Here is a 26,298-nt window from a genome sequence, read left to right on the forward strand (position 1 = left end):
CACAGCTGTCCATCGCAGCCCGGCATCCGACCAAAGCCTAGTGTCGGAAGGGCATTTTCCCGCTATGATTGTGCGCCGCTGCCGGGAGCCCTTGCCGGCGGACAAGAAAGGCCGATCGCATGACACCGGATGGCGTTGCCGTAGGCGTCATGATCATTCTGCTCTTTCCGATGGGCTATTTCACGCTGGCCTCGCCCGCCTTCCTGCTGGTGAAGCTCGATATCCAGCCCGTCGCACAGCTATTGCGCGGGATGTTCAACGCCCATTTTCTGGTGATGCGCGTTGCCGGCGTGATCGGGACGCTGGCTTTCCTGCTCGACGGGCGCCTGGTCGCCGCGATGGGCGTCGGCCTGCTTGCCGCCTTGGCCATCTGCGGGCGCCGCTGGTTCATGCAACGGATCGACGACCAGCTCAGCGCGAGGGACGCTGGCGATGCTGAAGCCCCGCACCGCCTGCGCCGGCTGCATTGGAGCGGAATGCTGGGCAACGCGGTGCTGCTCGTCGCTCTCGTGACCAGCATTCCCTACGTCGCCATATCGGCCTGAGATATCGCCGCGCGGCCTGCGTCGGCTGCGGCGCTCGCCTAATGCTCGCCCGAAGCCGCGGCGCCTTGCTGGGCCTTGTGGATCGAGGACGGCACCACGCCAAAGTATTTCCGGAACACGCGGCTGAAATGCGATGAGCTGGAGAAGCCCCAGGAGAACGCGACGTCGGTGATGGTCTTGCCGCCGTGCGCCTCGAGCTCCTGGCGACAGTTCTGTAAGCGTGCCTGCCAGATATAGTCGCTCACCGTGGTGCCGCGCTCGGAGAACAGCATGTGCAGATAGCGCTTGGAGCAGCCGAGCTCGGCGGAGATCTGGTCGATGCACAGATCCGGGTCACGCAGGTGCTCGCGGATGAAGAACTGCGCGCGGACATACATCGCCTCGGGCCCGACGCGATCGAACATCGTGTCCGCTTCGCGCAGCGGCAGCAGCAGCAGGTCGATCAGCGAATCGGCGACGCCGACCGCACTGTTCGCCGACAGCTTGGCCGCCTCGTCGAAGGTGGCATGGACAAAATCGTGGGCGATCCGCCCCGTCCCCGTCTTCGCCGACAATTTGCAAGCCGGCATCCGCTGCGACGGGAATCCGCGGTCGCGCAGCAGCGCCTTCGGCACGATCACCACGTCGTGGCGGGTGAAGGCGGGGCTGATGATCGAATGCGGACAGGAAACGTCATAGGCGATGATGTCGCCCGGATTCAGTTCGATGTGGCGGCCTTCCTGCTCGAAATAGGACACGCCGTAAGTCTGGAAGTGGATCTTGATGTACGGGTGTTCATTGGCCTTGGCGCGCGCCAGCGTGTGCGCGATGCGATGCTGGCTCACCTCGATCTGGCAGAGCTTCAGGCGCGAGACGCTGGTGTAGTCGATGCGGCCTTCGAGCGAGGACGCCTCGAGCGGATCGACATCGAAATACCCACACAGGCTCGTCAGCCCGTCGATCCAGCTCTGGATCTGCCGCTTCGGCGTCAGTCCGGTCGTCGAGAGCGTGTGAATTGTGTCGGACATTAATCCAGCCACTGGTTTGATCCGGAGATTCGACGCGAATCGCGACCAGCGCTTCCCGAGCCCTCAGCCGTGATTGCGTGACGTTTACCTCGAATTTGAGCGGTCTTTTAGAACGAGCGCCACGTTCCATTGCCACCCTTGAAACTTAATCCTCCGCCTTAGTTGCAGCGCCGTCAAGGGGAACCTGAGCGTCGAAGGCAGTCGAGAAGCCATGCGGAAGCCGCTGAATTCGCTACTGCAAAATCAAAATCTTCGCGTCCGTGCGCTGTCAAGCAAAGCAGTTTCCCTCTTGGGCAAGTTTCCCGATGACGAAGTCGTTAGGGATTGCGGCAGGAACAACAAGAACGGGCCGCTCTGCACGTGGACCCGTGGCTCTCATCCGGAGGAGGAAACAGCACAGCATCGTTTTCTGGTCCCAGACGTGACCGCCCTGCACGAGCAGACGCCGGACGAGAAGCCCGGTGATTAAGCAATTGCTTCGGAAACAATAAAACGAGACCAACGGAGGAATGACTATGCGCAAGGTGCTAATGGCGACCTATCTTGGCTCCGCGGCGATGCTCGCCGTCGGCAGCGCGTCAGCCAATGACGAGCTGATCAAGATGTCGCAGAACCCGAAAGACTGGGTAATGCCGGCGGGCGACTACGCCAATACCCGCTATTCCAAGCTGAACCAGATCAACGCACAAAACGTAGGCAAGCTCCAGGTCGCCTGGACCTTCTCCACCGGCGTGCTGCGCGGCCACGAAGGCGGCCCGCTGATCATCGGCAACATGATGTACGTCCACACGCCGTTCCCGAACAAGGTCTACGCTATTGACCTTTCGAACGAGAACAAGATCGTCTGGAAGTACGAGCCGAAGCAGGATCCGAACGTCATCCCCGTGATGTGCTGCGATACGGTTAACCGCGGCCTGTCCTACGGCGACGGCAAGATCATCCTGCATCAGGCCGACACCAACCTCGTCGCGCTCGACGCCAAGACCGGCAAGGTCGAGTGGTCGGCGACAAATGGCAATCCGGCGAAGGGCGAGACCGGTACGTCGGCCGCGCTGGTCGTCAAGGACAAGGTCCTGGTCGGCATCTCCGGCGGCGAGTTCGGCGTGCAGTGTCACGTCACCGCATACGATCTCAAGAGCGGCAAGCAGGTCTGGCGCGCCTTCTCCGAAGGTCCGGATGACCAGATCAAGGTCGATCCGGCCAAGACAACGTCGCTCGGCAAGCCGGTCGGAGCCGATTCCTCGCTGAAGACCTGGCAAGGCGATCAGTGGAAGATCGGCGGCGGCTGCACCTGGGGCTGGATGTCCTTCGATCCCGCTCTGAACCTCGTGTATTACGGCTCGGGCAACCCCTCGACCTGGAATCCGAAGCAGCGTCCGGGCGACAACAAGTGGTCGATGACGATTTTCGCGCGCGACGCGGACACCGGCATGGCCAAGTGGGTCTATCAGATGACGCCCCACGACGAGTGGGACTATGACGGCGTCAACGAGATGATCCTCTCGGATCAGCAGATCAACGGCCAGCCGCGCAAGCTGCTGACCCATTTCGACCGTAACGGCCTCGCCTACACGATGGACCGTGAGAACGGCGAACTGCTGGTCGCCGAAAAGTACGATCCGAAGGTGAACTGGACCTCCGGCGTCGACATGGACAAGAACTCGCCGACCTATGGCCGTCCGAAGGTGCTCGACGCAGCGTCGACCGACAAGGCCGGCGAAGACCACAACGTGAAGGGCATCTGCCCGGCCGCGCTCGGTACCAAGGACGAGCAGCCGGCAGCCTACTCGCCGGACACGCAGCTGTTCTACGTTCCGACCAACCACGTCTGCATGGACTACGAACCGTTCAAGGTGAGCTACACCGCGGGCCAGCCCTATGTGGGTGCGACGCTCTCGATGTATCCGCCGCAGGGTGAAACCCACATGGGTAACTTCATCGCCTGGGACGGCAAGACCGGCAAGATCGTCTGGTCGAACAAGGAGCAGTTCTCGGTCTGGTCGGGTGCGCTCGCAACCGCCGGCGGCGTGGTGTTCTACGGCACGCTCGAAGGCTACCTGAAGGCGGTCGACGCCAAGTCCGGCAAGGAGCTCTACAAGTTCAAGACTCCCTCCGGCATCATCGGCAACGTCACGACCTATGAGAACGGCGGCAAGCAGTACGTCGCAGTGCTCTCCGGCGTGGGCGGCTGGGCCGGCATCGGTCTGGCGGCAGGTCTGACCGATCCGACCGCCGGTCTCGGCGCAGTCGGTGGCTACGCGGCTCTCAGCAACTACACGGCACTCGGCGGTACGCTGACCGTGTTCTCGCTGCCGGCGAACTAGCCTCACCTTCGTGTCGCCCCGGCGCGTGGATCAACTCCACGCGCCGGCTCGTCTCCACCTGATGCCTTCGAGGATCATCTCTTGCGTAAAATCTGCTTTGTCATCGCTGCGACCATCTTCGTGACTTCGGGAGGAATTGCCGTTGCGGACGGTCCGGGCGACCCGACCGCCGTCAAGAAGGAAGACGACGGAAAGTGGCTCGATAAGGAAGGAAACCCGACCTACAAGATTTCGGCCGACGGCACCGTGGACTGGTTCACCTATTCCGGATATCGCCGCTATCACTCCGACTGCCACGTCTGCCATGGCCCCGACGGCATGGGATCCACCTACGCACCGTCGTTGAAGGATTCGGTCAAGACCATGAGCTATGGCGACTTCCTCGGCGTCGTCGCCTCCGGTCGCAAGAACATCTCGACCGCGCAGGAGAACGTCATGCCCGCCTTCGGCGACAACCCGAACGTCGCCTGCTACATGGACGATCTCTACGTCTATCTGCGCGCCCGCTCCGACGAGGCGTGGGGCCGTCAACGTCCCTCCAAGAAGGAGGAGAAGAACGAGACCTACACCAAGGCGGAAGACGCCTGCATGGGTAAGAAATGAAGGTTACCAGGACCGATACCACCTCGTGGCGTCCTGCGAGAATTTGAGGAGTTTACGATGAAGACACGTGCCGCCGTTGCTTTCGAAGCCAAGAAACCACTCGAGATCGTCGAAGTCGATCTGGAAGGACCGAAGGCCGGCGAAGTCCTGGTCGAGATCAAGGCGACGGGCATCTGCCATACCGACGCCTACACGCTCGACGGCTTCGACAGCGAAGGAATCTTCCCGTCGATCCTGGGGCATGAGGGCGCCGGTATCATCCGCGAGATCGGACCGGGCGTGACCTCGGTGAAACCGGGCGACCACGTCATCCCGCTCTACACGCCGGAGTGCCGGCAGTGCAAAAGCTGCCTGAGCCAGAAGACCAATCTCTGCACCGCGATCCGCGCGACGCAAGGCAAGGGCGTGATGCCTGACGGCACCAGCCGCTTCTCCTACAAGGGCAAGCCGGTCTACCACTACATGGGCTGCTCGACCTTCTCGAACTTCACCGTGCTGCCGGAGATCGCCGTCGCCAAGATCCGCGAGGACGCGCCGTTCGACAAGAGCTGCTACATCGGCTGCGGCGTCACCACCGGCGTCGGCGCCGTCGTCAACACCGCGAAGGTCACGCCGGGCTCCAATGTGGTCGTGTTCGGCCTCGGCGGCATCGGCCTCAACGTGATCCAGGGCGCCAAGATGGCCGGCGCCGACAAGATCATCGGCGTCGACATCAACGACTCCAAGGAGGATTGGGGCCGCCGGTTCGGCATGACCGAGTTCGTCAACCCCAAGAAGATCACCGGCGACATCGTCGCGCATCTGGTCAACCTGACCGACGGTGGCGCCGACTACACCTTCGATTGCACCGGCAACACCACCGTGATGCGCCAGGCGCTGGAAGCCTGCCATCGCGGCTGGGGCACCTCGATCATCATCGGCGTTGCCGAATCCGGCAAGGAGATCGCCACCCGCCCGTTCCAGCTCGTCACCGGGCGCAACTGGCGCGGCACGGCCTTCGGCGGCGCCCGCGGCCGCACCGACGTGCCGAAGATCGTCGACTGGTACATGAACGGAAAGATCCAGATCGATCCGATGATCACCCACGTGCTCAAGCTCGAGGAGATCAACAAGGGTTTTGACCTCATGCACGAGGGCAAATCCATCCGTTCAGTCGTCGTGTTCTAGCTCGAAAGCGTCACACCCAAGGAGGATCGACCCATGACTGTTGCACTCCATCCCTCGATCGATAACGGCGTCAAACAGGGTAGCGGCAACTTTGCCGGTGGCACACTGGTCTGCAAATGCACGGACCACCCGGTCAAGGTCGCGGTGAAGGGCGACGTCGCCCACAACCACGCCTGCGGCTGCACCAAGTGCTGGAAACCGCAAGGCGCGAACTTCTCGGTGGTCGCCGTGGTGCCGCGCCAGAACGTCAGCGTGACCGAGAACGGCGACAAGCTCCAGATCGTCGACGCTTCCGCGGTGATCCAGCGCTACGCCTGCAAGGCCTGCGGCACGCACATGTACGGCCGCATCGAGAACAAGGGCCACCCGTTCTACGGCCTCGATTTCATCCATCCCGAGCTGTTCCAGGAGCAGGGCTCGCAGGCGCCGCAATTCGCCGCCTTCGTCTCCTCCGTGATCGAATCCGGCGTGAAGCCGGAACAGATGGCAGGGATCCGCTCGCGGCTGAAGGAAATCGGGCTTGAGCCCTATGACTGCCTGTCGCCGGCGCTGATGGACGCGATCGCGACCCACGTGGCGAAAGCCAAGGCTGCCTGACAAGGCCGCCTGAACAGGCCCGCCAGACCTTCGCCGTGCCCGTCCGCTCGCTGGCCCCGACCATCGCCAGCGAGCCGGACGGGTCTGGCCCCAACCAATCGCTGCGATGCCTCCGCTTCGCACGACGCAAGACACGAGGGCCATGAGCTCCTCAGATGAGCTCCTCAGTCCTGGTCTCTGAATGACTGCGCAGTGCCGCCGACTTCCCCTCGAAGTCCGCGCCTCTGCGTTTCTCCCTCCCTCGACTGAGGCATCCTGCTTCGTCCGCGCAGCCTCTGCCGGACGAAGCTTTTTTGTCGTGCACGTTTCGCAGGCGCAGGGGCGTGATGCCGCGCCCTGCTTTTGACAAACCTTCGTTGCAATCTTTTCCCGTCAAGAACAACCGGCTGTGAACGCCGGGCCGGCGCGGTCTCTGCTACGATTGCGTCGTCACGATGCCGCGCGAATTCAATCAATCAAGAACAAGACGGGAAGTAACAAGCACATCCGGACATCACGAGTCGCGTTCCAGCTTCCTGCCGGGATCTGCCCGCGCGGGAGAACAGGCCGGAATGCGGCGGCAACGGTCATTGCGTCGACCTGTGTCGGCAATGTTGAAATCAACATGCTTATGAAGAGCGAGGGACCATCATGATCAAGGTGAAGATCAACGGCCAGGAACAGAGCTGGGACGGCGACCCGGATCTCCCGCTACTCTGGTTCTTGCGTGACGAGGCCGGACTGACAGGCACCAAGTTCGGCTGCGGTCAGGCCCTGTGCGGCGCCTGCACCGTCATCGTCGACAAGGAGGCCGTGCGCTCCTGCATCACGTCGATCAACGACGTCGCCGGGCGCGAGGTGACCACCATCGAGGGGCTGCATCCGAACGGCGATCATCCCGTCCAGAAAGCGTGGCGTCAGGTCAACGTGCCCCAATGTGGCTTCTGCCAGGCTGGCCAGATCATGCAGGCCGCCGCACTGCTGATGGAGAACCCCAAGCCGTCGCACGACCAGATCCGCGAAGCGATGGCCGGCAACATCTGCCGCTGCGGCTGCTACCAGCGCATCGAGAACGCAGTCCATCTCGCATCGACGGGAGTGTGACATGAATTTCATCGACAACCCCGGGAAGCTTCGTGGCTTCGAGAAGCACATTCGGGTCGAGAAGGTCTCGCGCCGCAGCATCCTGAAGGGGCTCGGCGTCACCGGCGGCTTCGTGCTCGCCGCCCCCGTGATGTCGCGCCAGGCCTTCGCCTATGAGACCGGCGCCGGCAAGATGCCGCACGGCGTCGTGGTCGATCCGCGCGTCTTCGTCGCGGTCGCGCCCGACGGCACCGTCACCATCCTCGCCCACCGCGCCGAGATGGGCACCGGCGTGCGCACCAGCCTGCCGCTGATCGTGGCCGAGGAGATGGAAGCCGACTGGTCCAGGGTTAAGGTGGAGCAGGCCCATGGCGACGAGGTCAAGTTCGGCAACCAGGACACCGACGGCTCCCGCAGCACGCGGCATTATCTGATCCCGATGCGCCAGATCGGCGCCTCCGCCCGCACCATGCTGGAGCAGGCCGCCGCCAAGCGCTGGGGCGTGCCGGCGACCGAGGTCAAGGCCGTCAACCACGAGGTCGTCCATAGCGCCAGCGGCCGCAAGCTCGGCTTCGGCGAACTCGCTGCCGACGCCGCCAAGGAATCGGTGCCTGCTATCGAAGGCCTCAAGCTGAAGGACCCCAAGGACTTCCGCTATCTGGGCAAGGGCCAGGTCGGCATCGTCGATCTCCACGACATCACCACCGGCAAGGCGCGCTACGGCGCCGACGTACGCCTGCCCGGCATGAAGTATGCCGTGATCGCACGCCCGCCGGTGACCGGCGGCAAGCTGGTCTCGTTCGATCCGGACGCCGCGCTGAAGGTCCCCGGCGTCGAGAAGGTGATGCAGGCGCGCGGCTGGCCATGGCCGTCGAAATTCCAGCCGCTCGGCGGCGTCGCGGTGATCGCACGCAACACCGGCGCGGCAATCAAGGGCCGTGACGCGTTGAAGCTGACCTGGGACGACGGCGCCAACGGCAAATACGACTCCGTCGCCTATCGCAAGGAGCTCGAGGAAGCCTCGCGCAAACCGGGCCTCGTCGTACGCCAGGAGGGTGACGCAGACGCTGCGCTGAAAGGCGCCGACAAGGTCGTCGTCGGCGAATACTATCTGCCGCACCTCGCCCATGTCAGCATGGAGCCGCCGGTCGCGGTCGCCGACGTCAAGGGCGACAAGGCGGAGATATGGGCGCCGGTGCAGAGCCCCGGCGGCACCCGCGAGGACGTCGCCAAGACGCTCGGCATTCCCGAGGACAACGTCACCGTCAACGTGACGCTGCTCGGCGGCGGCTTCGGCCGCAAGTCGAAATGCGACTTCGCGCTCGAGGCCGCGCTTCTGTCGAAGGAGCTCGGTGCGCCCGTGAAGGTGCAGTGGACGCGCGAGGACGACCTCCACCACGACTTCCTGCACACGGTCTCCGTGGAACGGATCGAGGCGGGGCTCGACAAGAGCGGCAAGGTGATCGCCTGGCGCCACCGCAGCGTGGCGCCGACCATCGCCTCGACCTTCGCCGCCGGCGCAAATCATGCCGCACCGTTCGAGCTCGGCATGGGCCTCGTCGACATGCCTTTCGAGATCGCCAACATCTCCTGCGAGAACCCGGAGGCTGCGGCGTTCACCCGCATCGGCTGGTTCCGTTCGGTCTCGAACATCCCGCGCGCGTTCGCGGTGCAATCGATGGTCGGCGAGATCGCGCATGCGACCGGCCGCGACCAGAAGGAGACGCTGCTCGCGCTGATCGGCAGCCCACGCATCGTCAAGCCCGCCGTGAAAGATATGTGGAACTACGGCGAGCCCTATGACAGCTACCCGATCGACACCGCGCGCCTGCGCAAGGTGGTCGAGCTGGTCGCCGAGAAGGGCGAATGGGGCCGTCAGGTGCCAAAGGGCCATGGTCTCGGCATCGCCGTGCACCGCAGCTTCGTCAGCTACATCGCGACCATCGTCGAGGTGGCCATCGACGAGAAGGGCAAGCTGTCGGTGCCGCGGGTCGACACCGCGATCGACTGCGGCACCTATGTCAACCCCGAGCGCATCGCCTCGCAGATCGAGGGCGCGGCGATCATGGGGCTTAGCCTCGCCAAATACGGCGCGGTCACCTTCAAGGACGGCAAGGTGGAGCAGAAGAACTTTGACGACTTCCAGGTCATCAGGATGGATGAATCCCCTGGGGTCACCAATGTCTACATCGTCCCGCCCGGACCCGACACGCCGCCGAGCGGCGTCGGCGAGCCCGGCGTGCCACCCTTCGCACCTGCACTGATGAATGCGATCTTCGCAGCCGCCGGCAAGCGTATTCGCAGCCTGCCGCTCGGCAAGCAATTGGAAGCATAGAGGCGGGAACACAAGGCGGCCTCGCGCCGTTTCCATCGATCTGACAGGAGCAGATCGATGACCAACATCTCAAAGGCGCTCGCAGTCTCGTTGCTGTCGGGCGCCTTTTTCATACCAGCCGCTGGCGCGTTCGCCCAAACCAACACGACCCCGCCGACCACGGCCACGCGCCCCACCGCGCCCGACCAGAACTCACTCCCCAACGCCACCGCCCCGCCCGCCTCGACCACCCAGACCACCGGGCAGAGCAGCACCGATCCCAAGGTTCAGGAGATGAACCAGAAGGAAAAGGACAAGGTGGACCGTCACGGGAAGTAGTTGCCTGGCGCTTTTGCCCGCAAACGCTTCCGCATCGTCATGGCTGGCTCGTCCCGGCCATCAACGACCTTTGCTTCGGCACGAAGTGGTGCGCAGATAGCGATCCATCACACATGCAAAATGCGGCGGACGTTGCCGTCCGCCGCATTTGCCCCCTGACGCTCCGCTTCCTTCGATCCGCCCGCGGAGCTTATTTCTTCAGCGCAAACACCCAGATGACGCCGCCCTGCGGCACATTGGATTCGATGCCGATATTGTTGGTCGCGAGCGCATCCTGGATGCGCTGCGCGTCGACGCCCCATCCGGACTGGATCGCGATGTATTGCGTGCCGTCGATCTCATAGGACGACGGCATGCCCATGATGCCGGAGTTGGTCTTCTGCTCCCACAGCAGCTCGCCGGTCTTGGCGTTAAAGGCGCGGAAGTTGCGGTCGTTGGTGCCGCCGACGAAGACGAGATCGCCTGCGGTCGCCGTCACTGAGCCGAACAACTGCGACTTCGGGAAATTGTGCTGCCACACCTTCTTGCCGGTGGCGGGATCCCAGGCCTGGAGCTCGCCGAAATGATCCGCGCCGGGCTTGGTCTTCAGCCCGATGTCTTCCGGCTTGGTGCCGAGCCAGAGCTCGCCGGGCTTGAGCGGAAGCTTCTCGCCGGTAAATCCGCCGCAGAAATTCTCGTTGGCGGGCACGTAGACAAGGCCTGTCTTCTGGCTATAGGCCGCCGACGGCCAGTCCTTTCCGCCCCACAGCGACGGACAGAACTCGACGCGTTTGCCGACGGCCGGCTTGTGATCGGGATCGACGATCGGCCGCCCGCTCTCGGCATCAATGCCCTTCCAGACGTCGGTGGAGACGAACGGCCAGCCGGCGACATAGTTGATCTTGGTCGGCGTGCGCTCGAGCACCCAGAAGATCGCGTCGCGGCCGGGATGGACCAGGCTCTTGATGTTGCGCCCATTGCGTTGCAGGTCGATCAGCATCGGCGCTTCGACCTCGTCCCAGTCCCACGAATCGTTCTGGTGATACTGGTGATGGGTCTTGATCTTGCCGTTGCTGGGATCGAGCGCGAGCACCGACGAGGTGTAGAGATTGTCGCCGGGGTGCATCTCACCGGGCCACGGCGCGGCGTTGCCGACGCCCCAATAGATCGTCTTGGTGTCCTTGTCGTAATTGCCGGTCATCCAGGCCGAGCCGCCGCCGTTCTTCCAGTCGTCGCCCTGCCAGGTGTCGTGACCGGGCTCGCCCTCGCCCGGAATGGTGTAGGTCCGCCACAGCTCCTTGCCGTCCTTGGCATCGAATGCAGCGACATAGCCGCGCACGCCGAACTCGCCGCCGGAGCCGCCGACGATGACCTTGCCGTCGACGACCAGCGGCATCAGGGTCATGTACTGGCCCTTCTTGTAATCCTGCACCTTGGTGTCCCACACCACCTTGCCGGACTTGGCGTCGAGTGCCACGACATGGTCGTCGGTGGTGGCGAGATAGAGCTTGTCCTCCCAGAGGCCGACACCGCGGCTGGTCGGGTGCAACTGGAACAGATCGTCGGGGAGCTGCCGCTTGTAGCGCCAGTACTCGTCACCCGTCTTCGCGTTCAGCGCGATCACCTGGCCCATCGGCGTCGCCACGAACATCACACCGTTGTTGACGATCGGCGGCGCCTCGTGGCCTTCGACCACGCCGGTGGCAAACGTCCAGACCGGCGTGAGGTTCTTCACATTCGAGGTGTTGATCTGGTCGAGCGGGCTATAGCCCTGCCCGTCATAGGTGCGCCGATAGAGCATCCAGTTGCTGGGTTCCGGATTTTCCAGCCGCTGCGCGGTGACCGGAGAATAATTCTCGATCGGGCCGGCGCCGGCGGCGGTCGAGGCAAGACACGTGAAGGCGACGAAGCCGGACAGCAACCATTGCTTCCTGGTCATGGACGTTTTCATGGACGTTCCCCTTTTTCATCCGTTTGAATTCTTGTTTTGAATTCTTGTCGTTCGTCCCGTCGTCCGCCCCTCGGCGGATGCGGCCTCTCGTGACGCGGGCATACCCCGCACCGTCCATCATCCTGGCTGCACGCCACCTACCTTTCCGATGAAGTTGCCGGCGACGCTGAGCGAACCGTCAGCGAGCGCGAGCGGCAGCGCGGCGAGACGCCGCGGCGCCGGCCCGAACACGACCTGCGCGCCCTCGCGGGGATCGTATTCGGAGTTGTGACACATGCACTTGAACACCTCCTTGTCGCCGACATCGCTCTTGACCCAGGCGGTGACGGGACAGCCGGCATGCGAGCAGATCGCCGAATAGGCCAGGATGCCGTCGACGGCGCGCGCGCGGGTCTTCTCGTCGAGCTCGGCGGGATCAAGCCGGATGATCAGGATCTCGTTGAGCCGCGAGGCGCTGCGCACCACCGATGTGTTGGGATCCTTCGGCCAGGCATGGACCGGCGGTCCGCCGGCCGGGAGATCGGCCGCGGTGATGAGCTTTCCCTCCTTGTCGCCTTCGGAGAAGACGAGGAGATCACCCTTCTGCGGACGTTCGTCGGAGCCTGGCGGATCCTCGCCCGCGCGCGCCTGCGTGGAACAACCAAGGCAGGCGGTCGTGGCGAGCGCGCCAAGCAGCAGCGTCCGCCGCGTCTGTTCTGTGCCCGCGTCGACTTCAGGTTCCGCGGTGCTCTCTGACGATGAGGGAGTGGTGTTGAATGATGCGCGCGACATGCACGCCAGCAGGCGCTGGAACTCTGCCGAAAAAAAGGCGGAGAATTGGCGCCGCAGCGCATCAATATGTCTTTGCTCGCTTTGGTTGAACGCAAGTGAATGCATTCCAGCGCATATTTGCAATTGCAACGTCACGTCGCGCGATCGGCATGATGATTTTGCAGATCAGACCGATGATGCGGGAATTGGTGCAACGCGTTACTGGCTGCGCAGCGCAACCTCGAAGCGATACAACTGTACGTTTTACAGGCAGGCTTGCTGCCGTCAGGACCGGAGCACGTGACGCGGCGCAGCGATGCGGCCAGCGATGGTCGCCGACGCCATCTCAAAACTGTCGGCGATACGACGCGCCTTGTCGATGAAGAGTGCTGCCGCCGGCGGCGGGCAGACCTCGCGCGCGGTCTGTTCGAACAGATCGAGCCAGCGGTCGAAATGATCGCCGACGAGCCTGAGCGGCACATGCGCCCGCATCGGCGAACCATGATAGCGGCCGCTCATCAGCACGACCGATGACCAGAAATCCTTCAGCTTGGCGAGATGCTCGTCCCAATTCTGCACGATCGCAAAAACCGGCCCCAGCAGCGCATCCTCGCGCACGCGTCCGTAGAAGCGGGTGACGAGTTCCCCGATCATCTCCTCGGTGATCCCGGTGCGCTCGATCGCATCCTGGGTCAGCAGGTTCCGCCGCGCGGCCGCCGCCTCGCGCTCGGCCTTCAGTCGATCCGACATGTCCTTCGCTATCCGTTCCGTTGTTCCCGCAGGCCGCCCGTTCGACATTGTCGGGCCAATTGCGCGCGGCGTCTTTGTCGCAGCGCAAATTGCGGGGATCGGGCGGCGGATGCCGAGCACCCGCCGCCCGCGCCATCAGGCGCTATAGGTGTAGAAGCCCTGCCCGGTCTTGCGGCCGAGATGGCCGGCATCGACCATTTCCTTGAGCAAGGGAGCCGGACGGTATTTGGGGTCGTTGAAGCCCTTATAGAAGACCTCCATCACCGAAAGCATGGTGTCGAGCCCGACGAGATCGGCGAGCGCCAGCGGCCCGATCGGATGGTTGCAGCCGAGCTTCATGCCGGCATCGATCTCCTCGGCGGTTGCGATCCCTTCCTGGAGCGCGAAGATCGCCTCGTTGATCATCGGGCACAGGATGCGGTTGACGGCAAAGCCCGGGCTGTTCTTCGCAGTGATCGCCACCTTGCCGACCCGCTTGGCGAAATCCATCGCCTTGGCATGGGTGTCGTCGGAGGTCTGCAGGCCGCGGATGAGCTCGAGCAGCGCCATCACCGGCACCGGGTTGAAGAAGTGCATGCCGATGAAGCGGTCGGGACGATCGGTCGCGGCGGCAAGCTTTGTGATCGAGATCGACGAGGTATTGGTCGCGAGCAGCGTGCGCGGCGACAGCGTGGCGCAGAGATCCTTCAGGATCTTGACCTTGAGCTCCTCGTTCTCGGTCGCGGCCTCGATGACGAGGTCGCAATCGGCGAGCTTCGCGCGGTCGGTGGTGCCGGTGATGCGCTTGAGCGTGGCGTCGCGGTCGGCCGCCGACATCTTCTCCTTCTTGACCAGGCGCTCGAGGCTGCCCCCGACGGTCGAAATCCCGCGGTTCACCGCCGCATCGGAAATGTCGACCATCACGACCGAGAGCCCGGCCGCGGCACATATCTGCGCGATGCCGTTCCCCATGGTCCCTGCCCCGATGATGCCAACGGTGTTGATCATTGCTTCACATCCTTCTCATCCTGCGGTCCGCGCCAGCTCCGGCCCGGCCCCATTGTTCCTGCATCAGGGTCTAGCACCGCCACCTCGCGGGAGCGACCCGATCCTGTCCCTTCCTTAAAGCATCCAAGGCGGGAATAAAGCCGCCTTTGGGTTGCGAAACGGCACGATTTGGCGGTCTGACAGGCGGTTTTCCCGAATTTGCGCGTGCTCTACCCCCGAGCGCTTTTCACCGGGGACGGCTGAGCCCGGCCCGTTCGGACCGCCTTGATCTACATCAATCGGACGATGCGGTGGTCGCTAACGGTGTGGTGTAATTGATGCGCAATGGCCAGCGCGAATGCCTCGCGACGCTATTGTGACATAGCCCACATCAGCCTCGTGCCCCACCTGTTAGCGTCGCGCAAATGAAAAAGCATATTGCACTTCCCGTCATCCTCACCGTTCTGCTCATCGCCACGCAGGGCTTGGCAGCCGAGACCAAAGGAGCCGGCTCAACCTTCGTTTCGCCCGTGATGGCGAAATGGATCGACGCATACAAGACGAAGACCGGCAACACCGTCAGCTATCAAGCGGTCGGGTCGAGCATCGGCGTCGGCCTGATCAAGAAAGAGGCCGTCGACTTCGGCGCAAGCGACATGCCACTTGATCCCAAGGAGCTGGACAGGCTCGGCATGATGCAATTCCCGATCGTGATCGGGGGCGTCGTGCCGGTCGTCAATATCGATGGGGTCAGGCCCGGCCAGATCCGCTTCACCGGCCAGATGCTCGCCGACATCTATCTCGGCAAGCTGAAATCATGGAACGATCCGGCCATTCGCGCGATCAACCCCGACATCAGGCTACCGAACATTGCGATCACGGTGGTTCATCGCATCGACGGATCCGGCACGACGTTCAACTGGTCGAACTACCTCTCGAAGGTCAGCCCGCAGTGGAAGACGAGCGTCGGCGAAGGCACCTCGGTCGAGTGGCCGCTTGGTCTCGGCGGCAAGGGCAATGACGGCGTCGCCTCGCTCGTCAGCCTCGTTCCCGGCGCGATCGGCTATCTCGAATACACCTACGCGCTGCAACGGCTGGATAGAATCTCGTTTGGCGTCGTGCAGAACAGCGCCGGCAATTTCGTCGTCCCCGACGCCGCATCGTTCCAGGCAGCGGCCTCGAGCGCGGACTGGAACGCAGAGAAGGACTTCCACCTCGTGCTCACCAACGCGCCCGGCGAAGACGCCTACCCCATCACAGCCACGACCTTCGTGCTGATGCCGAAGGCGCCGAAATCCGAGGAACGATCGGCAGCGGCCATCGACTTCATCCGCTGGTCGCTGGAGAACGGAAAGTCCCAGGCCGAGACGCTCAATTACGTGCCGCTGCCGACCGCCCTGGTCGATCAGATCGAGCGCTACTGGCAGCAGAGCATCGAGACACCCCCCACGGTCTCGGCCTCGGCTAACGTCAAGCGCTGAAGCTTGGACGAGCGGCCGTCATGCCCGGGCCTGTCCCGGGCATCCACGTTCCTTGTGCCAGCCACGCGACCCCGATCCTTCTGGAAATCTCGCCGTGAATCGTGATTTAGTCCCGCGAAAGGCCTGTTGCCGGCTCGCAGCGGCGAGAACGCGCGAAGGTCCAAGACCGGGGACTTTCGAATGGACGTGATCATCTACCACAATCCCGACTGCGGCACGTCGCGTAGTGCGCCTGCCACGATCAGGAGTGCCGGCATCGAGCCGCACGTGGTCGAATATTTGAAGACGCCACCCTCGCGAGCCTTGTTGCAGCAGTCCATCGCGCGCATGGGGATTTCGGTGCGCGAGGCGGTCCGCGAAGAGGCGGCGCCCTATGCGCAGCTCGGGCTCGACAACCCGGCACTGACGGATGACCAGCTGCTCGAAGCGATGATGGTACATCCGATCCTGATCAACAGGCCGATCGTGGTGACCCCGAACAACGTCAGACTTTGCCGCCCTTCGGATCTGGTGCTTCATCCGACGCCGAAGCGTTCGGCCGGATGAACGACTTCGCGCGATCCATCGGCGCCGCGTTCACCCTGATCGGCGAAGCCGACGCCGAGCTGCTCGGCATCGTCGCGCTGTCGGTGCGTGTCAGCCTGACCGCCGGCATCGTCGCGCTGCTGATCGGCGCGCCGTTCGGGGCCCTGCTCGCGATCACCCGATTCCGCGGGCGGCAGGTCGTCATCGTGCTGACCAATGCGCTGCTCGGCCTTCCGCCGGTCGTGGTCGGGCTTGCGCTCTATCTTCTGCTGTCGCGGTCCGGCCCGCTGGGAGCGGCCGGACTGTTGTTCACGCCGACCGCCATGGTGATCGCGCAGACACTGCTCGCGACCCCGATCGTGGTCGCGCTGGTGCACCGGCCGGCGAGCCTCCTTTGGGCGGAGTATGGCGACCTCGCGCGGATCGACGGACTATCGACGCTGCGCAGCATTGGCTTGCTGTTCGCGCTTGGCCGGACGTCGCTGCTGACGGCTTTTCTCGCAGCTTTCGGGCGCGCGATCGCCGAGGTCGGCGCCATCATTATCGTCGGTGGCAACATCCGTGGCTTCACGCGTACGATGACGACGGCGATCGCGCTGGAAACCAGCAAGGGCGACCTGCCACTGGCCCTCGGGCTCGGACTGATCCTGCTCGCACTCAGCGTCGCGGTCTCGACCGTCGCCTTCCTGCTAGTGGGACGCGTTGGGGAAAAATAGCTGCTCGCCGCCGACCTTGTAGCCGGCGATCGCATCCTGCCCCTTCGGCGAGACCAGCCAGTCGATGAAGGCCTGTCCGTCCTTCGCCTTCACATTCGCATGCATCGCCGGATTCACCAGCATGACGCCGTACTGGTTGAAGAGCCGCTTGTCGCCTTCGGTCAGGACGGCAAGCTCGCCCCGGTTCTTGAATGACAGCCAGGTGCCGCGGTCCGACAGAAGATAGGCGTTCGACGACGAGGCCATGTTCAGCGCCGGACCCATGCCCTGGCCGATCTCGCGATACCAGCTGTCCTTGCCGGCACCGATATCGACGCCCGCTTCCTTCCACAATCTCAGCTCGGCCGCATGCGTGCCGGATTTGTCGCCGCGCGAGATGAAGGTTGCCTTTGTCGCCGCGATCTTGCGCAGCGCATCGGTGACGTCCTTGCCGCCGGCGATCCGCGCCGGATCGCTCTTCGGCCCGACGATGATGAAGTCGTTGTACATCACGTCGAAGCGCTTCACGCCCTGCCCTTCGGACATGAACTTGTCCTCGGCAGGCCTGTCATGGACGAACACCACGTCGGCATCGCCCCGCCGCCCGATGTCGAGGGCCTGGCCGGTGCCGACGGCGACGACTTTCACGTCGATGCCCTCAGCCTTCGAGAACAGCGGCAGCAGGTAACCGAACAGACCCGACTGTTCCGTCGACGTCGTCGAGGCCACGGTGATGCTGCGATCCTGCGCGTAAGCGCTCGTCGACCAGAGCAGAACCGCTGCGATGGCGGCAAGCTTCCTCATTGCGTCGTCCTCATATCGGATGTCGGGTGTTCGAAATTACTCCGGGCGAACAGCGCGGGGAACCCCGACGATCGGCCCACCTGGTGGAGCCACTGATTAGGAACGCCGTCTCCATGGGCAGGTTGTCACGAAGGTAGACCCCACGGAGAATCCCATGAAGAAGATCATTTTTGCATCCGCCTGCATCATGGCGCTGGCAACCGGTGGCGCTTTCGCACAGACGCAGCCCGCCCCGGGCGCTTCCAGTCAGGGCGAGGTCGGTCAATCGTCGCGGGGTCCGGCGACCAAGGGCATGACGACGGGCAAGGCGTCGAACATGCAGAACGAGGCCGGCAACAGCAAGGGCACGCAGCCTCCGAGCGCAGGCGGCAGCAACACCAACAACATGGGCAGCCAGGCCGGCGGCGCCGGCTCCGGGAAGTAGGCCGCCAGCGCTCCGAAATCTCGAGGGGGGATGATCGTCCCCTCATAAGGGTTTTCGCGCATACGCTCGCATTGATGCATTTCGAATGAAGGATGCAACACAGCTGGCGTTGCAATCGTGGATCGTCCGAAAGCGCGACACTCGGGCGCGTCGCCCTCTCCCGCGTGGTGGGCGCACGGATGTTCTGCAATTGGTCCCACCAACATTGACATCGATGTGACGGCCGGGGCAGTTTTTTGCATTGCTGGCGAATCAGCGATTGCCTCACGCCGAGTACCTCTTGGACAACTCCCTGTGCTTTCGAGACTGATATCGTTGCTGCGCCGCATTCCTGCGGTGAAATGGGCGTTCACCCGACTTCGGCCCTTGCCGCACGGCAGCAGCATCGACGTCGCGCCGATCGTGGCAAGTGATTCTCCCGCAATCGTTGCCGACATCGCAGAAGCTGTTCCGGCTCCCGACAGCAGCAGCTCTCACCCGCTGTGCGATGACACCGAGATCTCCGTTGCGACTCCGGTCGCCGAAGATGGCACCGCTATCTTTGTCATCTCGGAGGGCCCGTCTGCAGCGCCAACTGATATCGCCGTCATCGACGATTCATCCTTGGACGCGCCGACAGAGGTCGAGCCGGTCGTCGAAGAGGTTTCGGTCTCGTCAGTCGAGGTGGAGAGCGAGGCAGTTGATGCTCCCGAGCTCGTCAGCAACGAGCCGCCTGCGGAGTTCCAGACCGACGTTGCATCCGTCGTCGTAGAAGAGACTGCGGTCCCCCTCGTCGAGATCGAGAGCGAAGCGGTCGATACTCCCGAGCTCGTCAGCAGTGACCCGCCTGCGGAACTCCCGGCGGACGTGGAACCCGTCATCGTTGAAGAGGCGCGGGTCGCGCCAGTCGAGGCCGAGAGCCTGCAGGCCAACGCTCCCGGGCCCGTCATCAGCAGCGATACATCTCCCGAACTCTCGACCGAGGAGGAGCTTGCCGTCGTAGAGGAGACGCTGGTCTCGTCGATCGACATCGACATCGCTCCGGCTGATGCCCCTGTTCTCGCCGTCAACGACGATACCTCCTCTGACGTCGCTGCTGTTGAGTCGGCTGTCGTGGAGGACTCGTGTGCCGCGCTTGCGGACAGCGAAGTCTCGGCGGAGGACGTCTCCGGGAGCAGCATCGACAGCACGCTCTCCCCCATCGTCGCAATCGAGATCGAGCCGGCCCCGGCCAACGATCCTGGCCCGATAGCACCGATCGCCGCGGAGGGTTCCTCTGCCGACGCACCGAGCGTCGTCACGCAGGTCGCGCCGGAGCCGGTCCTCTCGTCTCCCGCTCCGGTGATCCCCGGCGCGCCGAAGACGCGCGCGAAGGTCGTGGAACCCCTCGACCGCGCCACGCTGATCCGGCAACGCTGGACGGAGACCGGGATCAGGATGTGGAATCCGCGGCTTCACGGTGCCGGCGATGCCACGCTGAACATCCAGGGCCGCGTCGAGTTGCTGCCGCCCGCGCCCGGCGAGACCATGCCACGTTACGACAAGCTCGAATTCAGGATGCTGGGCGGGCAGATCGTCTGCGAGGGCGTCGTCGTCGAGGCGCCTCCGTCGGCGGGTCAGCGCAGCTTTACCCGGCTCGCCGAGCCGCGTAACCCCGACCGGCCCCGCGAACCGCTACGGGAACGCCAGGCCGCTCTCGCCTGACCCTTGTCCTCTGTGAGCATGCCCGCCATATGCTAAGCTGACGCCCTGGACATGGGAGGCCGCATGCCCGCAAGATCATTGCGCCTGGTCGTGATTGCCGCCCTCTGCATCTCGCAAGGGGCCTTTGCGGCGTCCGGCAAACGCCCGCGCCATGTGCCCGCCACCGATCCGGCCGCGCCCTACAAGGCCGACCGGCTCTCGACCTCGCGCGGCCAGACGATCCTCAACACGCCGGGCCAGACCACCGTGCTGACGCGTCAGGTCCTCGACGACATGAACGCGACGACCCTCCGGGACGCCATGCGCTCGACCGCCGGCGTGACGATCGGGCGCTAGGCGCTTTCGCGCGGCCTTTCGTTCAGGGAATCGGATAGCCCTTCCAGATCCACTCCAGTGCCGACGGCAGCGTTTGCGCGATCGTCGGCCGGTCGACGTGCTTGGCGTTGCGCACGAACAGGAACTGGTAGTGATAGCCCTTCTCCGCCAGCACCTTCGCCATCAGCGCGTTCGACAGGGTCCAGTCGTGCATGCCGTCGGGAATGGTGGGGTTCGGATAGAACAGGTCCTGGTCGCCGCCGAAGAACCAGAAGCGGATCGGCTTCGCCGGCGCGGCGACGATCAGCGGTACGCCAGGCGGCTCGGCCGGCGTGAGCACGCCGGCCTTGGATATGAGGTTGGGACCGGGCGGCCCCGTCCATGCGCTGTGATATTCCCAGGCGCCGCCGCGCAGCGACGGATCGTGCGGCCATTGCTGGTTGACCATGGTCGGTGAGAAGGCCAGCACGCGGTGATAGAGATCCGGATAGAACCACGCCATCGTGAAGGCCGCAGCCCCGCTCGAGCTCAGCCCCATGGTCGCACGCCCTTCGGGATTGCCGGTCAGCTTGACGTCGGCGTTTGCCTCGACCCGCGGTAGCACTTCGCGCTCGACGAACTGCGCGTAGGCGCCTGACACCGCGTCATATTCGCGACCGCGCTGGCTGCCCTGCGCATCCTGGCCGCCATTGCCGATCTGGATCGCGATCATCGGCGGCACGCGGCGCTGCGCGATCAGATTATCGAGCGTGGTGGCGAGATCCTTGTAGGCGTTGGAGCCGCCGTCGCCGACCACGATGAACGGCGCCTCGGTGCCGCGCACATATTGCGCCGGCACGTAGACGTCGATCGTGCGCGACCAGATTCCGGGATGGCTGGTCGTGACGATCATGTGCGACTTGTCGTCCGGCGCCGTGACGGTCGTCATGATCGAGGAATTGGTGCAGCCGGCGACGTCGTCGCGGATCAGGCCGGGATTGTAGATCGTGCTCTCCTTCGACGTCAGCGTGAAGGATTTTGTCGTGCCGTGTGGTACGCCTTCCTTCGCAATCGTCTCCGGCGCGGGATTGTGGGTGGGCCCGATGATGAAATTACCCTCGGCGCCGGGCGGCGGCAGCGTGCCGTCGGGCAGCTCGGTCGCGCGCGGATAGTTGGGGTTCGAAGGATCGCGCGTCGGTGGCGCCGTCTTGAAATCAAGGCCGGTCGTGTCGATGAAGAACGGTGCCGCCTTGTCGGTGGTGTTGGCCCCGGGCGGCACAGCCATGTTCTGGGTGACGCAGGCCGGCTGCGAGAAGGCGATCGAAGCAAAAGAGACGACGGAAATCAGCGTCGCTGCGAGGACGGGGAATGAATTGGTCATTTCAGCTCCCGGTGCCGACAAGTCTTTCTGGCTCGTCTTGACGCAAAGTATGGCGGGCCGCCTGCGCGCGGTCAAACAGCAAGCGGCCGCATTGCAGCGATAGCCGCCATGCTCAAACCGAACGGCGACCGGTATTCCGTGCATGTCCATGAAATTTTTCCGGATACGAGGCCGTTGCTGCCGCAGCTCGCGCGACGTAGCTTGCGCACCGGCCGTGCCGCGCAAAGGGCACGCACGGTCAAAACGAACAAGAACACTCCGGGAGGCAACCTATGAAGAAGCTCGCGGCCACGCTATGTGCGCTGGCGTTCCTCGCAACCGGCGCGCAGGCGCAGACCATCAAGGATTTCCTGGCAGTGGTCATGCAGAAATGGATGGCGCCATTCGACCCGTTCCAGCTGATCGGCAACATCTATTATGTCGGAACCGACGGCATTGCCGTTTATGTCATCAAGACATCGCAGGGCCTGATCCTGATGGACACGGCGATGCCCCAGTCGACCGGCATGATCAAGGACAACATCGCGAAGCTCGGCCTCAAGGTCGCCGACATCAAGATCATCCTCAACACGCATGCGCATCTCGACCACACCGGCGGCTTCGCCGAAATCAAGAAGGAGACTGGCGCACAGCTCGTTGCCGGTGAGCGCGACAAGCCTCTGCTCGAAGGCGGCTACTATCCAGGCGACGAGAAGAACGAGGACCTCACCTTCCCCGCGGTGAAGGTCGACCGCACGGTGAAGGAAGGCGACAAGGTCACGCTCGGCGACACCATGCTGACGGCGCATGCAACGCCCGGTCACTCGCCGGGCTGCACGAGCTGGGAGATGACCGTCAAGGACGGTGGCCAGGACCGCGAGGTGCTGTTCTTCTGCAGCGGCACGGTGGCGCTGAACCGGCTGGTCGGCCAGCCGACCTATGCCGGCATCGTTGATGATTACCGCGCGACCTTCGCCAAGGCCAAGGCGATGAAGATCGACGTGCTGCTCGGGCCGCATCCGGAAGTCTATGGCATGCAGGCCAAGCGTGCGGAGATGAAGGACGGCGCACCGAACCCGTTCGTCAAGCCGGGCGAACTCGCAACCTACGCAACCGGCCTGTCGGAGGACTTCGACAAGCAGCTCGCCAAGCAGACGGCGGCGTTGGAGAAGAAATAGCGGCCGTTTGCTCTCTCTTCACCTCTCCTCCCGCGGGAGAGGTGAAGCCACTGGGTCCGCTCGCAGCCTTGCACGAACTCCTGGACAAGGCCGCGATCGCAATGCTCAACGAGCTCGGCAAGCTCTTCGGATGATCGGCTGGCGTGAAGCCCTCCGGCGCCGTCACACCGCGCAGTAGCGCTCCTGGATGTCCTTGTCCGCCAGCAGCGCCGCGGCACTGCTCTCGTGCACCACCTCGCCCTGGTCGATGATCACGGCACGATCGGCCAGTCGTAGCGCCCATTCGACGTTCTGCTCGACCAGCAGCAGCGTCTTGCCCTCGTCGCGCAGGCGGCGGAACAGCACGCCCATCTCCTCGACCAGGACCGGCATGATGCCTTCCGAGGGCTCGTCGAGCAGGATCATCTTGGGCTTTGCAATCAGCGCGCGGGCGATCGCGAGCATCTGCTGCTCGCCGCCGGAGAGCGTCACGCCCTCCTGATCGAGGCGCTCCTTCAGGCGAGGAAAGGTTTCGGCGATCTCGTCGATCGCGGCGCGTTCCTCGATCTCGCTGCCGGCGGCGACGAGGCCAAGCCGCAAATTTTCGCGGACAGATAGGCCAGGGACGATGCGGCGTTCCTCAGGCACGTAGGCGAGGCCAAGATGGAAGCGCTGATGGGCGCGGAGCGACAGAAGTTCCCCGCCCGCAAAGCGCACGCGACCGGTGGCCTTCGGCATCAATCCCATCATCGCCCGCAAGGTCGTCGTTTTGCCGGCGCCGTTGCGGCCGACGAGAGCGACCACCTCACCCTGGTTCACGTGCAGGGAGATGCCGTGAAGGATGTGGCTTGCACCATACCAGGCTTGGAGGTCATTGATTTCGAGCAGCGCGGTCTCAGCCATAGCCTTCACTCTGTCCGAGGTAGACCCGGCGGACTTCCGGATTGCTCCTGATCTCATCGGGCGCGCCGTCGGCGAGCAAGCGGCCGTGGTGCAGCACCACGACGCGCTTGGACAGGCCCAGCACCATCTTCATCTTGTGCTCCACCAGCAGCACGGTGCGCTTGTCGGCGAGCCGTTCGAGCAGCCCGACCATGTCCTTGGTTTCCTCCGGCCCCATGCCGGCGGTCGGCTCGTCCAGCAGCAGTAATTCCGGCTCGGAGACCAGCGCGATCGCGATCTCCAGCGCGCGCTGCTGGCCATGCGAGAGAAACTTTGCCAGCTCGCCGCGCGCTCCGAGCAGCCCGACTGCATCGAGCGCGGCATCGGCGCGCGCGTTCAGCTCAGTCAGCCGGGCGCGGTTGCGCCAGATGTCATAGCTCACGGTCAGCGCCTGAGCAGCCACGCGCACGTTCTCGTGCACGGACAGGTCCGGAAAGATGTTCGTGATCTGGTAGGAGCGCGAGATGCCCTGATGCACGAAACGGTGCTGCGGCAGGCCGTTCAGCTCGCGCCCTCTGAAATGAAGCCTCCCCGACGTCGGGGCCAGCGCCCCCGACAGGATGTTGAAGAAGGTGCTCTTGCCGGCGCCGTTCGGTCCGATGATCGAGGTGAGCTGTCCCGCGGCAAAGGACACGGTGATGCCTTCGAGCGCGACGAAGCCGCCAAAGCGCTTTCCTATGCCCTCGACGCGGAGCAATTCGCCGCTCATGGCCGCGCCTTTCCGATACCGATGGCGTCGAGCAGTGTGCCCCAGATGCCCTTGGGCAGGAACAGCACGAACAGGACGAAGATCGCACCGACGAAGATCTGCCAATGCGGCGTCCAGAGCGAGATGGCGTCTTCCAGGATCAGGAAGCTCGCCGCGCCGACGAAGGGCCCAAAGAAACTGCGCGCGCCGCCGAGCAGCACCATCATCACGATCATGCCGGAGGTCTGGTAGTGCAGAAGGTCCAGCGGCACGATCGACAGATGCAGCGCCAGCATGCAGCCGCCGAGCGACGAGATCGCGCCCGACAGCATGAACACGATCAGCTTGCTGCGCTCGACGTCATAGCCGCAGGCCCGCGCCCGCTGCTCGTTCTCGCGAATCGCCTCGATGACGGCGCCAAACGGCGAGTTCAGGATCCGCGACTGGAACCACATCGCCAGCGCCGCGAAGGCCATCAGCACGTAATATTTGTTGACGGGGTCGAGGAAATTGACGGGGAAGCCAAACAGGTTGATGCGGTCGACGGTAAAGCCGCGCAGGCCGTTCTCGCCGCCCGTGAAGGACGATGCCTGAAGCGCGACATAGTAGACGAGCTGGGCCAGCGCCAGCGTCACCATGGAGAAATAGATGCCGCGGGTGCGCGTCGAGACGATACCGATCGCGGCGGCAAGGCAAGTGCTGAGGAGCACCGCGATCGGCACCGCAGCGAACCACGGCACGCCGTAGCGGCCGATCGCAATGCCGGTGAAATAGGCGCCGGCGCCGAAGAAGGCCGCCTGGCCGAACGACAGCAGCCCGGTGTAGCCGAACAGCAGATTGTAGCCCATCACCACGACGCCGTAGATCAGGACGTTGACGGCCAGCGCTTGCGACGGCAGCAGCCAGGGCAGCACGGCCAGCACCGCGATGGACAGCAGCACGCGCTGTTCGAGAAGCCAGCCGAGCCCGCTGGACGAGGGCTTGGCGACCGCTTCGTCGCTCGATGGTGACATCACGCGGTCCTCCCTCTCACGCCGAATAGGCCTTGCGGGCGGATCAGCAGCACCACCGCCATCAACGCGAACATCACGATGGTCGCCATTTCAGGTGCGAACAGCGCCACCAGGCTGATGGAGATGCCGACCATGAGGCCGGCAACGACCGCCCCGACGATCGAGCCAAGGCCGCCGATCACGGTCACCACGAAGGCTTCGGCCAGCACCAGCGAGCCCATCTCCGGATTGACGCTGCGCATCGGACCGGCGAGCACACCACCCAACGCAGCAAGTCCGACGCCGAGGCCGAAGATCGCGAGCCAGACCCGACCGATATCGACGCCGAGGACCTGCATGATGGTGGGATCGCGGGCGCCGGCCCGCACGATCAGGCCGATGCGGGTCTTCTCCAGCGTCAGCCAGAGCACCAGCAGCACCACCGCAACCAGCGCGATGACGAACAACCGGTAGCGCGGGAAGAAGCCGATGCCGAGATCGAGTACGCCAACGAGCTGCGGCGGGGTCGGAAACGGAATGCCGTCGCTGCCGAACACGATGCGCACGCCCTCGACCAGGATGTAGCTGAGACCGAAGGTGAGCAGCAGGGGATCGTCGATCGAGCGCCCGTAGAGCCTGCGGATCAGCACGAACTCGATCAGCATGCCGAACGCGCCGATCAGGATGGGCGCGAGCAGCAATCCCCACCAGAAGCTACCGGTGAGCGATGCCAGATACAGCCCGGCATAGGCGCCGATCATGAAAAGCGCGCCATGGGCGAAATTGACCACCCCGAGCATGCCGAACACGATCGTCAGTCCAAGCGCAGTGATCACCAGGACCGCCCCAAGGGCGATCCCGGAGAGAAGCTGCATGATGATCAGCGACAGGTCCATCGT

Annotated in this window: 27 protein-coding genes; 16 read left to right on the forward strand and 11 right to left on the reverse strand. The window is 64.0% G+C overall.

Going from position 1 to position 26,298, the window contains the following annotated elements:
* The first annotated feature begins 119 nt into the window (after nucleotides 1-119).
* Nucleotides 120-545, forward strand: a complete 426-nt coding sequence (locus JQ627_RS34475) for a hypothetical protein (protein ID WP_212488799.1) — start codon at nucleotides 120-122, stop codon at nucleotides 543-545.
* Nucleotides 546-583: 38 nt separating this feature from the next.
* Here the strand turns inward: JQ627_RS34475 and JQ627_RS34480 are convergent, their stop codons facing one another.
* The gene (locus tag JQ627_RS34480) at nucleotides 584-1,552 is read right to left on the reverse strand and encodes a helix-turn-helix domain-containing protein (RefSeq protein WP_212488800.1); all 969 of its coding nucleotides are present in this window, start codon (nucleotides 1,550-1,552) and stop codon (nucleotides 584-586) included.
* 211 nt (nucleotides 1,553-1,763) lie between these two features.
* Here JQ627_RS34480 and JQ627_RS34485 point away from each other — a divergent pair, with 211 nt between their 5' ends.
* The 8 genes from JQ627_RS34485 (at nucleotide 1,764) to JQ627_RS34520 (ending at nucleotide 9,958) form a co-directional block, all read left to right on the forward strand.
* Nucleotides 1,764-2,021 (forward strand): hypothetical protein, encoded by a 258-nt coding sequence (locus JQ627_RS34485; protein ID WP_212488801.1) that lies wholly within the window; start codon nucleotides 1,764-1,766, stop codon nucleotides 2,019-2,021.
* Between the two features lie 46 nt (nucleotides 2,022-2,067).
* A complete protein-coding gene (xoxF5, locus tag JQ627_RS34490; RefSeq protein WP_212488802.1) occupies nucleotides 2,068-3,876 on the forward strand; it encodes a lanthanide-dependent methanol dehydrogenase XoxF5 in 1,809 nt (602 codons plus the stop codon).
* Between the two features lie 81 nt (nucleotides 3,877-3,957).
* Nucleotides 3,958-4,479, forward strand: coding sequence for a c-type cytochrome, methanol metabolism-related (locus JQ627_RS34495; protein WP_014493615.1), 522 nt, complete (start codon nucleotides 3,958-3,960; stop codon nucleotides 4,477-4,479).
* Nucleotides 4,480-4,536: 57 nt separating this feature from the next.
* Nucleotides 4,537-5,646: an S-(hydroxymethyl)glutathione dehydrogenase/class III alcohol dehydrogenase gene (locus tag JQ627_RS34500; RefSeq protein WP_014493614.1), complete on the forward strand. Its 1,110-nt coding sequence runs from the start codon at nucleotides 4,537-4,539 to the stop codon at nucleotides 5,644-5,646.
* Nucleotides 5,647-5,679: 33 nt separating this feature from the next.
* A complete protein-coding gene (gene gfa / locus JQ627_RS34505) occupies nucleotides 5,680-6,243 on the forward strand; it encodes an S-(hydroxymethyl)glutathione synthase (RefSeq protein WP_212488803.1) in 564 nt (187 codons plus the stop codon).
* Nucleotides 6,244-6,873: 630 nt separating this feature from the next.
* Nucleotides 6,874-7,326: a (2Fe-2S)-binding protein gene (locus JQ627_RS34510; protein WP_014493612.1), complete on the forward strand. Its 453-nt coding sequence runs from the start codon at nucleotides 6,874-6,876 to the stop codon at nucleotides 7,324-7,326.
* A gap of 1 nt (nucleotide 7,327) precedes the next feature.
* Nucleotides 7,328-9,640 carry a molybdopterin cofactor-binding domain-containing protein gene (locus JQ627_RS34515; protein WP_212488804.1) on the forward strand — a complete coding sequence of 771 codons (2,313 nt, stop codon included), beginning with the start codon at nucleotides 7,328-7,330 and terminating at the stop codon, nucleotides 9,638-9,640.
* 57 nt (nucleotides 9,641-9,697) lie between these two features.
* Nucleotides 9,698-9,958 (forward strand): hypothetical protein, encoded by a 261-nt coding sequence (locus JQ627_RS34520; RefSeq protein ID WP_212488805.1) that lies wholly within the window; start codon nucleotides 9,698-9,700, stop codon nucleotides 9,956-9,958.
* A 190-nt stretch (nucleotides 9,959-10,148) separates the two neighbouring features.
* Here the strand turns inward: JQ627_RS34520 and JQ627_RS34525 are convergent, their stop codons facing one another.
* From JQ627_RS34525 to JQ627_RS34540, 4 genes are all read right to left on the reverse strand, one after another.
* The gene (locus JQ627_RS34525; protein ID WP_212488850.1) at nucleotides 10,149-11,876 is read right to left on the reverse strand and encodes a methanol/ethanol family PQQ-dependent dehydrogenase; all 1,728 of its coding nucleotides are present in this window, start codon (nucleotides 11,874-11,876) and stop codon (nucleotides 10,149-10,151) included.
* Between the two features lie 129 nt (nucleotides 11,877-12,005).
* Nucleotides 12,006-12,659 (reverse strand): ubiquinol-cytochrome c reductase iron-sulfur subunit, encoded by a 654-nt coding sequence (locus tag JQ627_RS34530; protein WP_212488806.1) that lies wholly within the window; start codon nucleotides 12,657-12,659, stop codon nucleotides 12,006-12,008.
* Nucleotides 12,660-12,923: 264 nt separating this feature from the next.
* Nucleotides 12,924-13,388, reverse strand: coding sequence for a group III truncated hemoglobin (locus JQ627_RS34535; protein WP_212488807.1), 465 nt, complete (start codon nucleotides 13,386-13,388; stop codon nucleotides 12,924-12,926).
* 135 nt (nucleotides 13,389-13,523) lie between these two features.
* On the reverse strand, nucleotides 13,524-14,375 hold the full coding sequence (locus JQ627_RS34540) for a 3-hydroxybutyryl-CoA dehydrogenase (protein WP_212488808.1): 852 nt from the start codon (nucleotides 14,373-14,375) through the stop codon (nucleotides 13,524-13,526).
* A 404-nt stretch (nucleotides 14,376-14,779) separates the two neighbouring features.
* Here JQ627_RS34540 and pstS point away from each other — a divergent pair, with 404 nt between their 5' ends.
* From pstS to JQ627_RS34555, 3 genes are all read left to right on the forward strand, one after another.
* Nucleotides 14,780-15,835 carry a phosphate ABC transporter substrate-binding protein PstS gene (gene pstS / locus JQ627_RS34545; RefSeq protein WP_212488809.1) on the forward strand — a complete coding sequence of 352 codons (1,056 nt, stop codon included), beginning with the start codon at nucleotides 14,780-14,782 and terminating at the stop codon, nucleotides 15,833-15,835.
* 180 nt (nucleotides 15,836-16,015) lie between these two features.
* Nucleotides 16,016-16,381, forward strand: coding sequence for an arsenate reductase (glutaredoxin) (gene arsC / locus JQ627_RS34550; protein ID WP_212488810.1), 366 nt, complete (start codon nucleotides 16,016-16,018; stop codon nucleotides 16,379-16,381).
* A complete protein-coding gene (locus JQ627_RS34555; protein ID WP_212488811.1) occupies nucleotides 16,378-17,076 on the forward strand; it encodes an ABC transporter permease in 699 nt (232 codons plus the stop codon). The genes arsC and JQ627_RS34555 overlap by 4 nt, the downstream gene beginning before the upstream one ends.
* On the opposite strand, the gene JQ627_RS34560 is transcribed toward JQ627_RS34555, so the two are convergent.
* Complete coding sequence (locus JQ627_RS34560) at nucleotides 17,050-17,859, reverse strand: substrate-binding domain-containing protein (RefSeq protein ID WP_212488812.1); 810 nt, start codon at nucleotides 17,857-17,859, stop codon at nucleotides 17,050-17,052. The genes JQ627_RS34555 and JQ627_RS34560 overlap by 27 nt on opposite strands.
* Nucleotides 17,860-18,013: 154 nt before the next feature.
* Here JQ627_RS34560 and JQ627_RS34565 point away from each other — a divergent pair, with 154 nt between their 5' ends.
* From JQ627_RS34565 to JQ627_RS34575, 3 genes are all read left to right on the forward strand, one after another.
* Complete coding sequence (locus JQ627_RS34565; protein WP_212488813.1) at nucleotides 18,014-18,283, forward strand: hypothetical protein; 270 nt, start codon at nucleotides 18,014-18,016, stop codon at nucleotides 18,281-18,283.
* Nucleotides 18,284-18,598: 315 nt separating this feature from the next.
* Complete coding sequence (locus tag JQ627_RS34570) at nucleotides 18,599-19,966, forward strand: hypothetical protein (RefSeq protein ID WP_212488814.1); 1,368 nt, start codon at nucleotides 18,599-18,601, stop codon at nucleotides 19,964-19,966.
* A gap of 63 nt (nucleotides 19,967-20,029) precedes the next feature.
* Nucleotides 20,030-20,302: a TonB-dependent receptor plug domain-containing protein gene (locus tag JQ627_RS34575; RefSeq protein WP_212488815.1), complete on the forward strand. Its 273-nt coding sequence runs from the start codon at nucleotides 20,030-20,032 to the stop codon at nucleotides 20,300-20,302.
* A 22-nt stretch (nucleotides 20,303-20,324) separates the two neighbouring features.
* Here JQ627_RS34575 and JQ627_RS34580 read toward each other — a convergent pair whose 3' ends face one another.
* Entirely contained in the window at nucleotides 20,325-21,641 is a 1,317-nt protein-coding gene (locus tag JQ627_RS34580) for an esterase family protein (RefSeq protein ID WP_212488816.1), read from the reverse strand.
* A 272-nt stretch (nucleotides 21,642-21,913) separates the two neighbouring features.
* Here JQ627_RS34580 and blaBJP point away from each other — a divergent pair, with 272 nt between their 5' ends.
* Nucleotides 21,914-22,798 carry a BJP family subclass B3 metallo-beta-lactamase gene (gene blaBJP / locus JQ627_RS34585; protein WP_212488817.1) on the forward strand — a complete coding sequence of 295 codons (885 nt, stop codon included), beginning with the start codon at nucleotides 21,914-21,916 and terminating at the stop codon, nucleotides 22,796-22,798.
* Nucleotides 22,799-22,960: 162 nt separating this feature from the next.
* Here blaBJP and JQ627_RS34590 read toward each other — a convergent pair whose 3' ends face one another.
* From JQ627_RS34590 to JQ627_RS34605, 4 genes are read right to left on the reverse strand one after another with little or no spacing between them, the layout of a single operon-like run.
* Nucleotides 22,961-23,680: an ABC transporter ATP-binding protein gene (locus JQ627_RS34590; RefSeq protein WP_212488818.1), complete on the reverse strand. Its 720-nt coding sequence runs from the start codon at nucleotides 23,678-23,680 to the stop codon at nucleotides 22,961-22,963.
* Complete coding sequence (locus JQ627_RS34595; protein ID WP_212488819.1) at nucleotides 23,673-24,428, reverse strand: ABC transporter ATP-binding protein; 756 nt, start codon at nucleotides 24,426-24,428, stop codon at nucleotides 23,673-23,675. The genes JQ627_RS34590 and JQ627_RS34595 overlap by 8 nt, the downstream gene beginning before the upstream one ends.
* The gene (locus JQ627_RS34600) at nucleotides 24,425-25,420 is read right to left on the reverse strand and encodes a branched-chain amino acid ABC transporter permease (protein ID WP_249143642.1); all 996 of its coding nucleotides are present in this window, start codon (nucleotides 25,418-25,420) and stop codon (nucleotides 24,425-24,427) included. The genes JQ627_RS34595 and JQ627_RS34600 overlap by 4 nt, the downstream gene beginning before the upstream one ends.
* Entirely contained in the window at nucleotides 25,420-26,295 is an 876-nt protein-coding gene (locus JQ627_RS34605; protein WP_212488821.1) for a branched-chain amino acid ABC transporter permease, read from the reverse strand. The genes JQ627_RS34600 and JQ627_RS34605 overlap by 1 nt, the downstream gene beginning before the upstream one ends.
* Nucleotides 26,296-26,298 lie beyond the last annotated feature (3 nt).

This window comes from Bradyrhizobium liaoningense (genome assembly GCF_018130785.1).
GTDB lineage: Bacteria > Pseudomonadota > Alphaproteobacteria > Rhizobiales > Xanthobacteraceae > Bradyrhizobium > Bradyrhizobium liaoningense_A.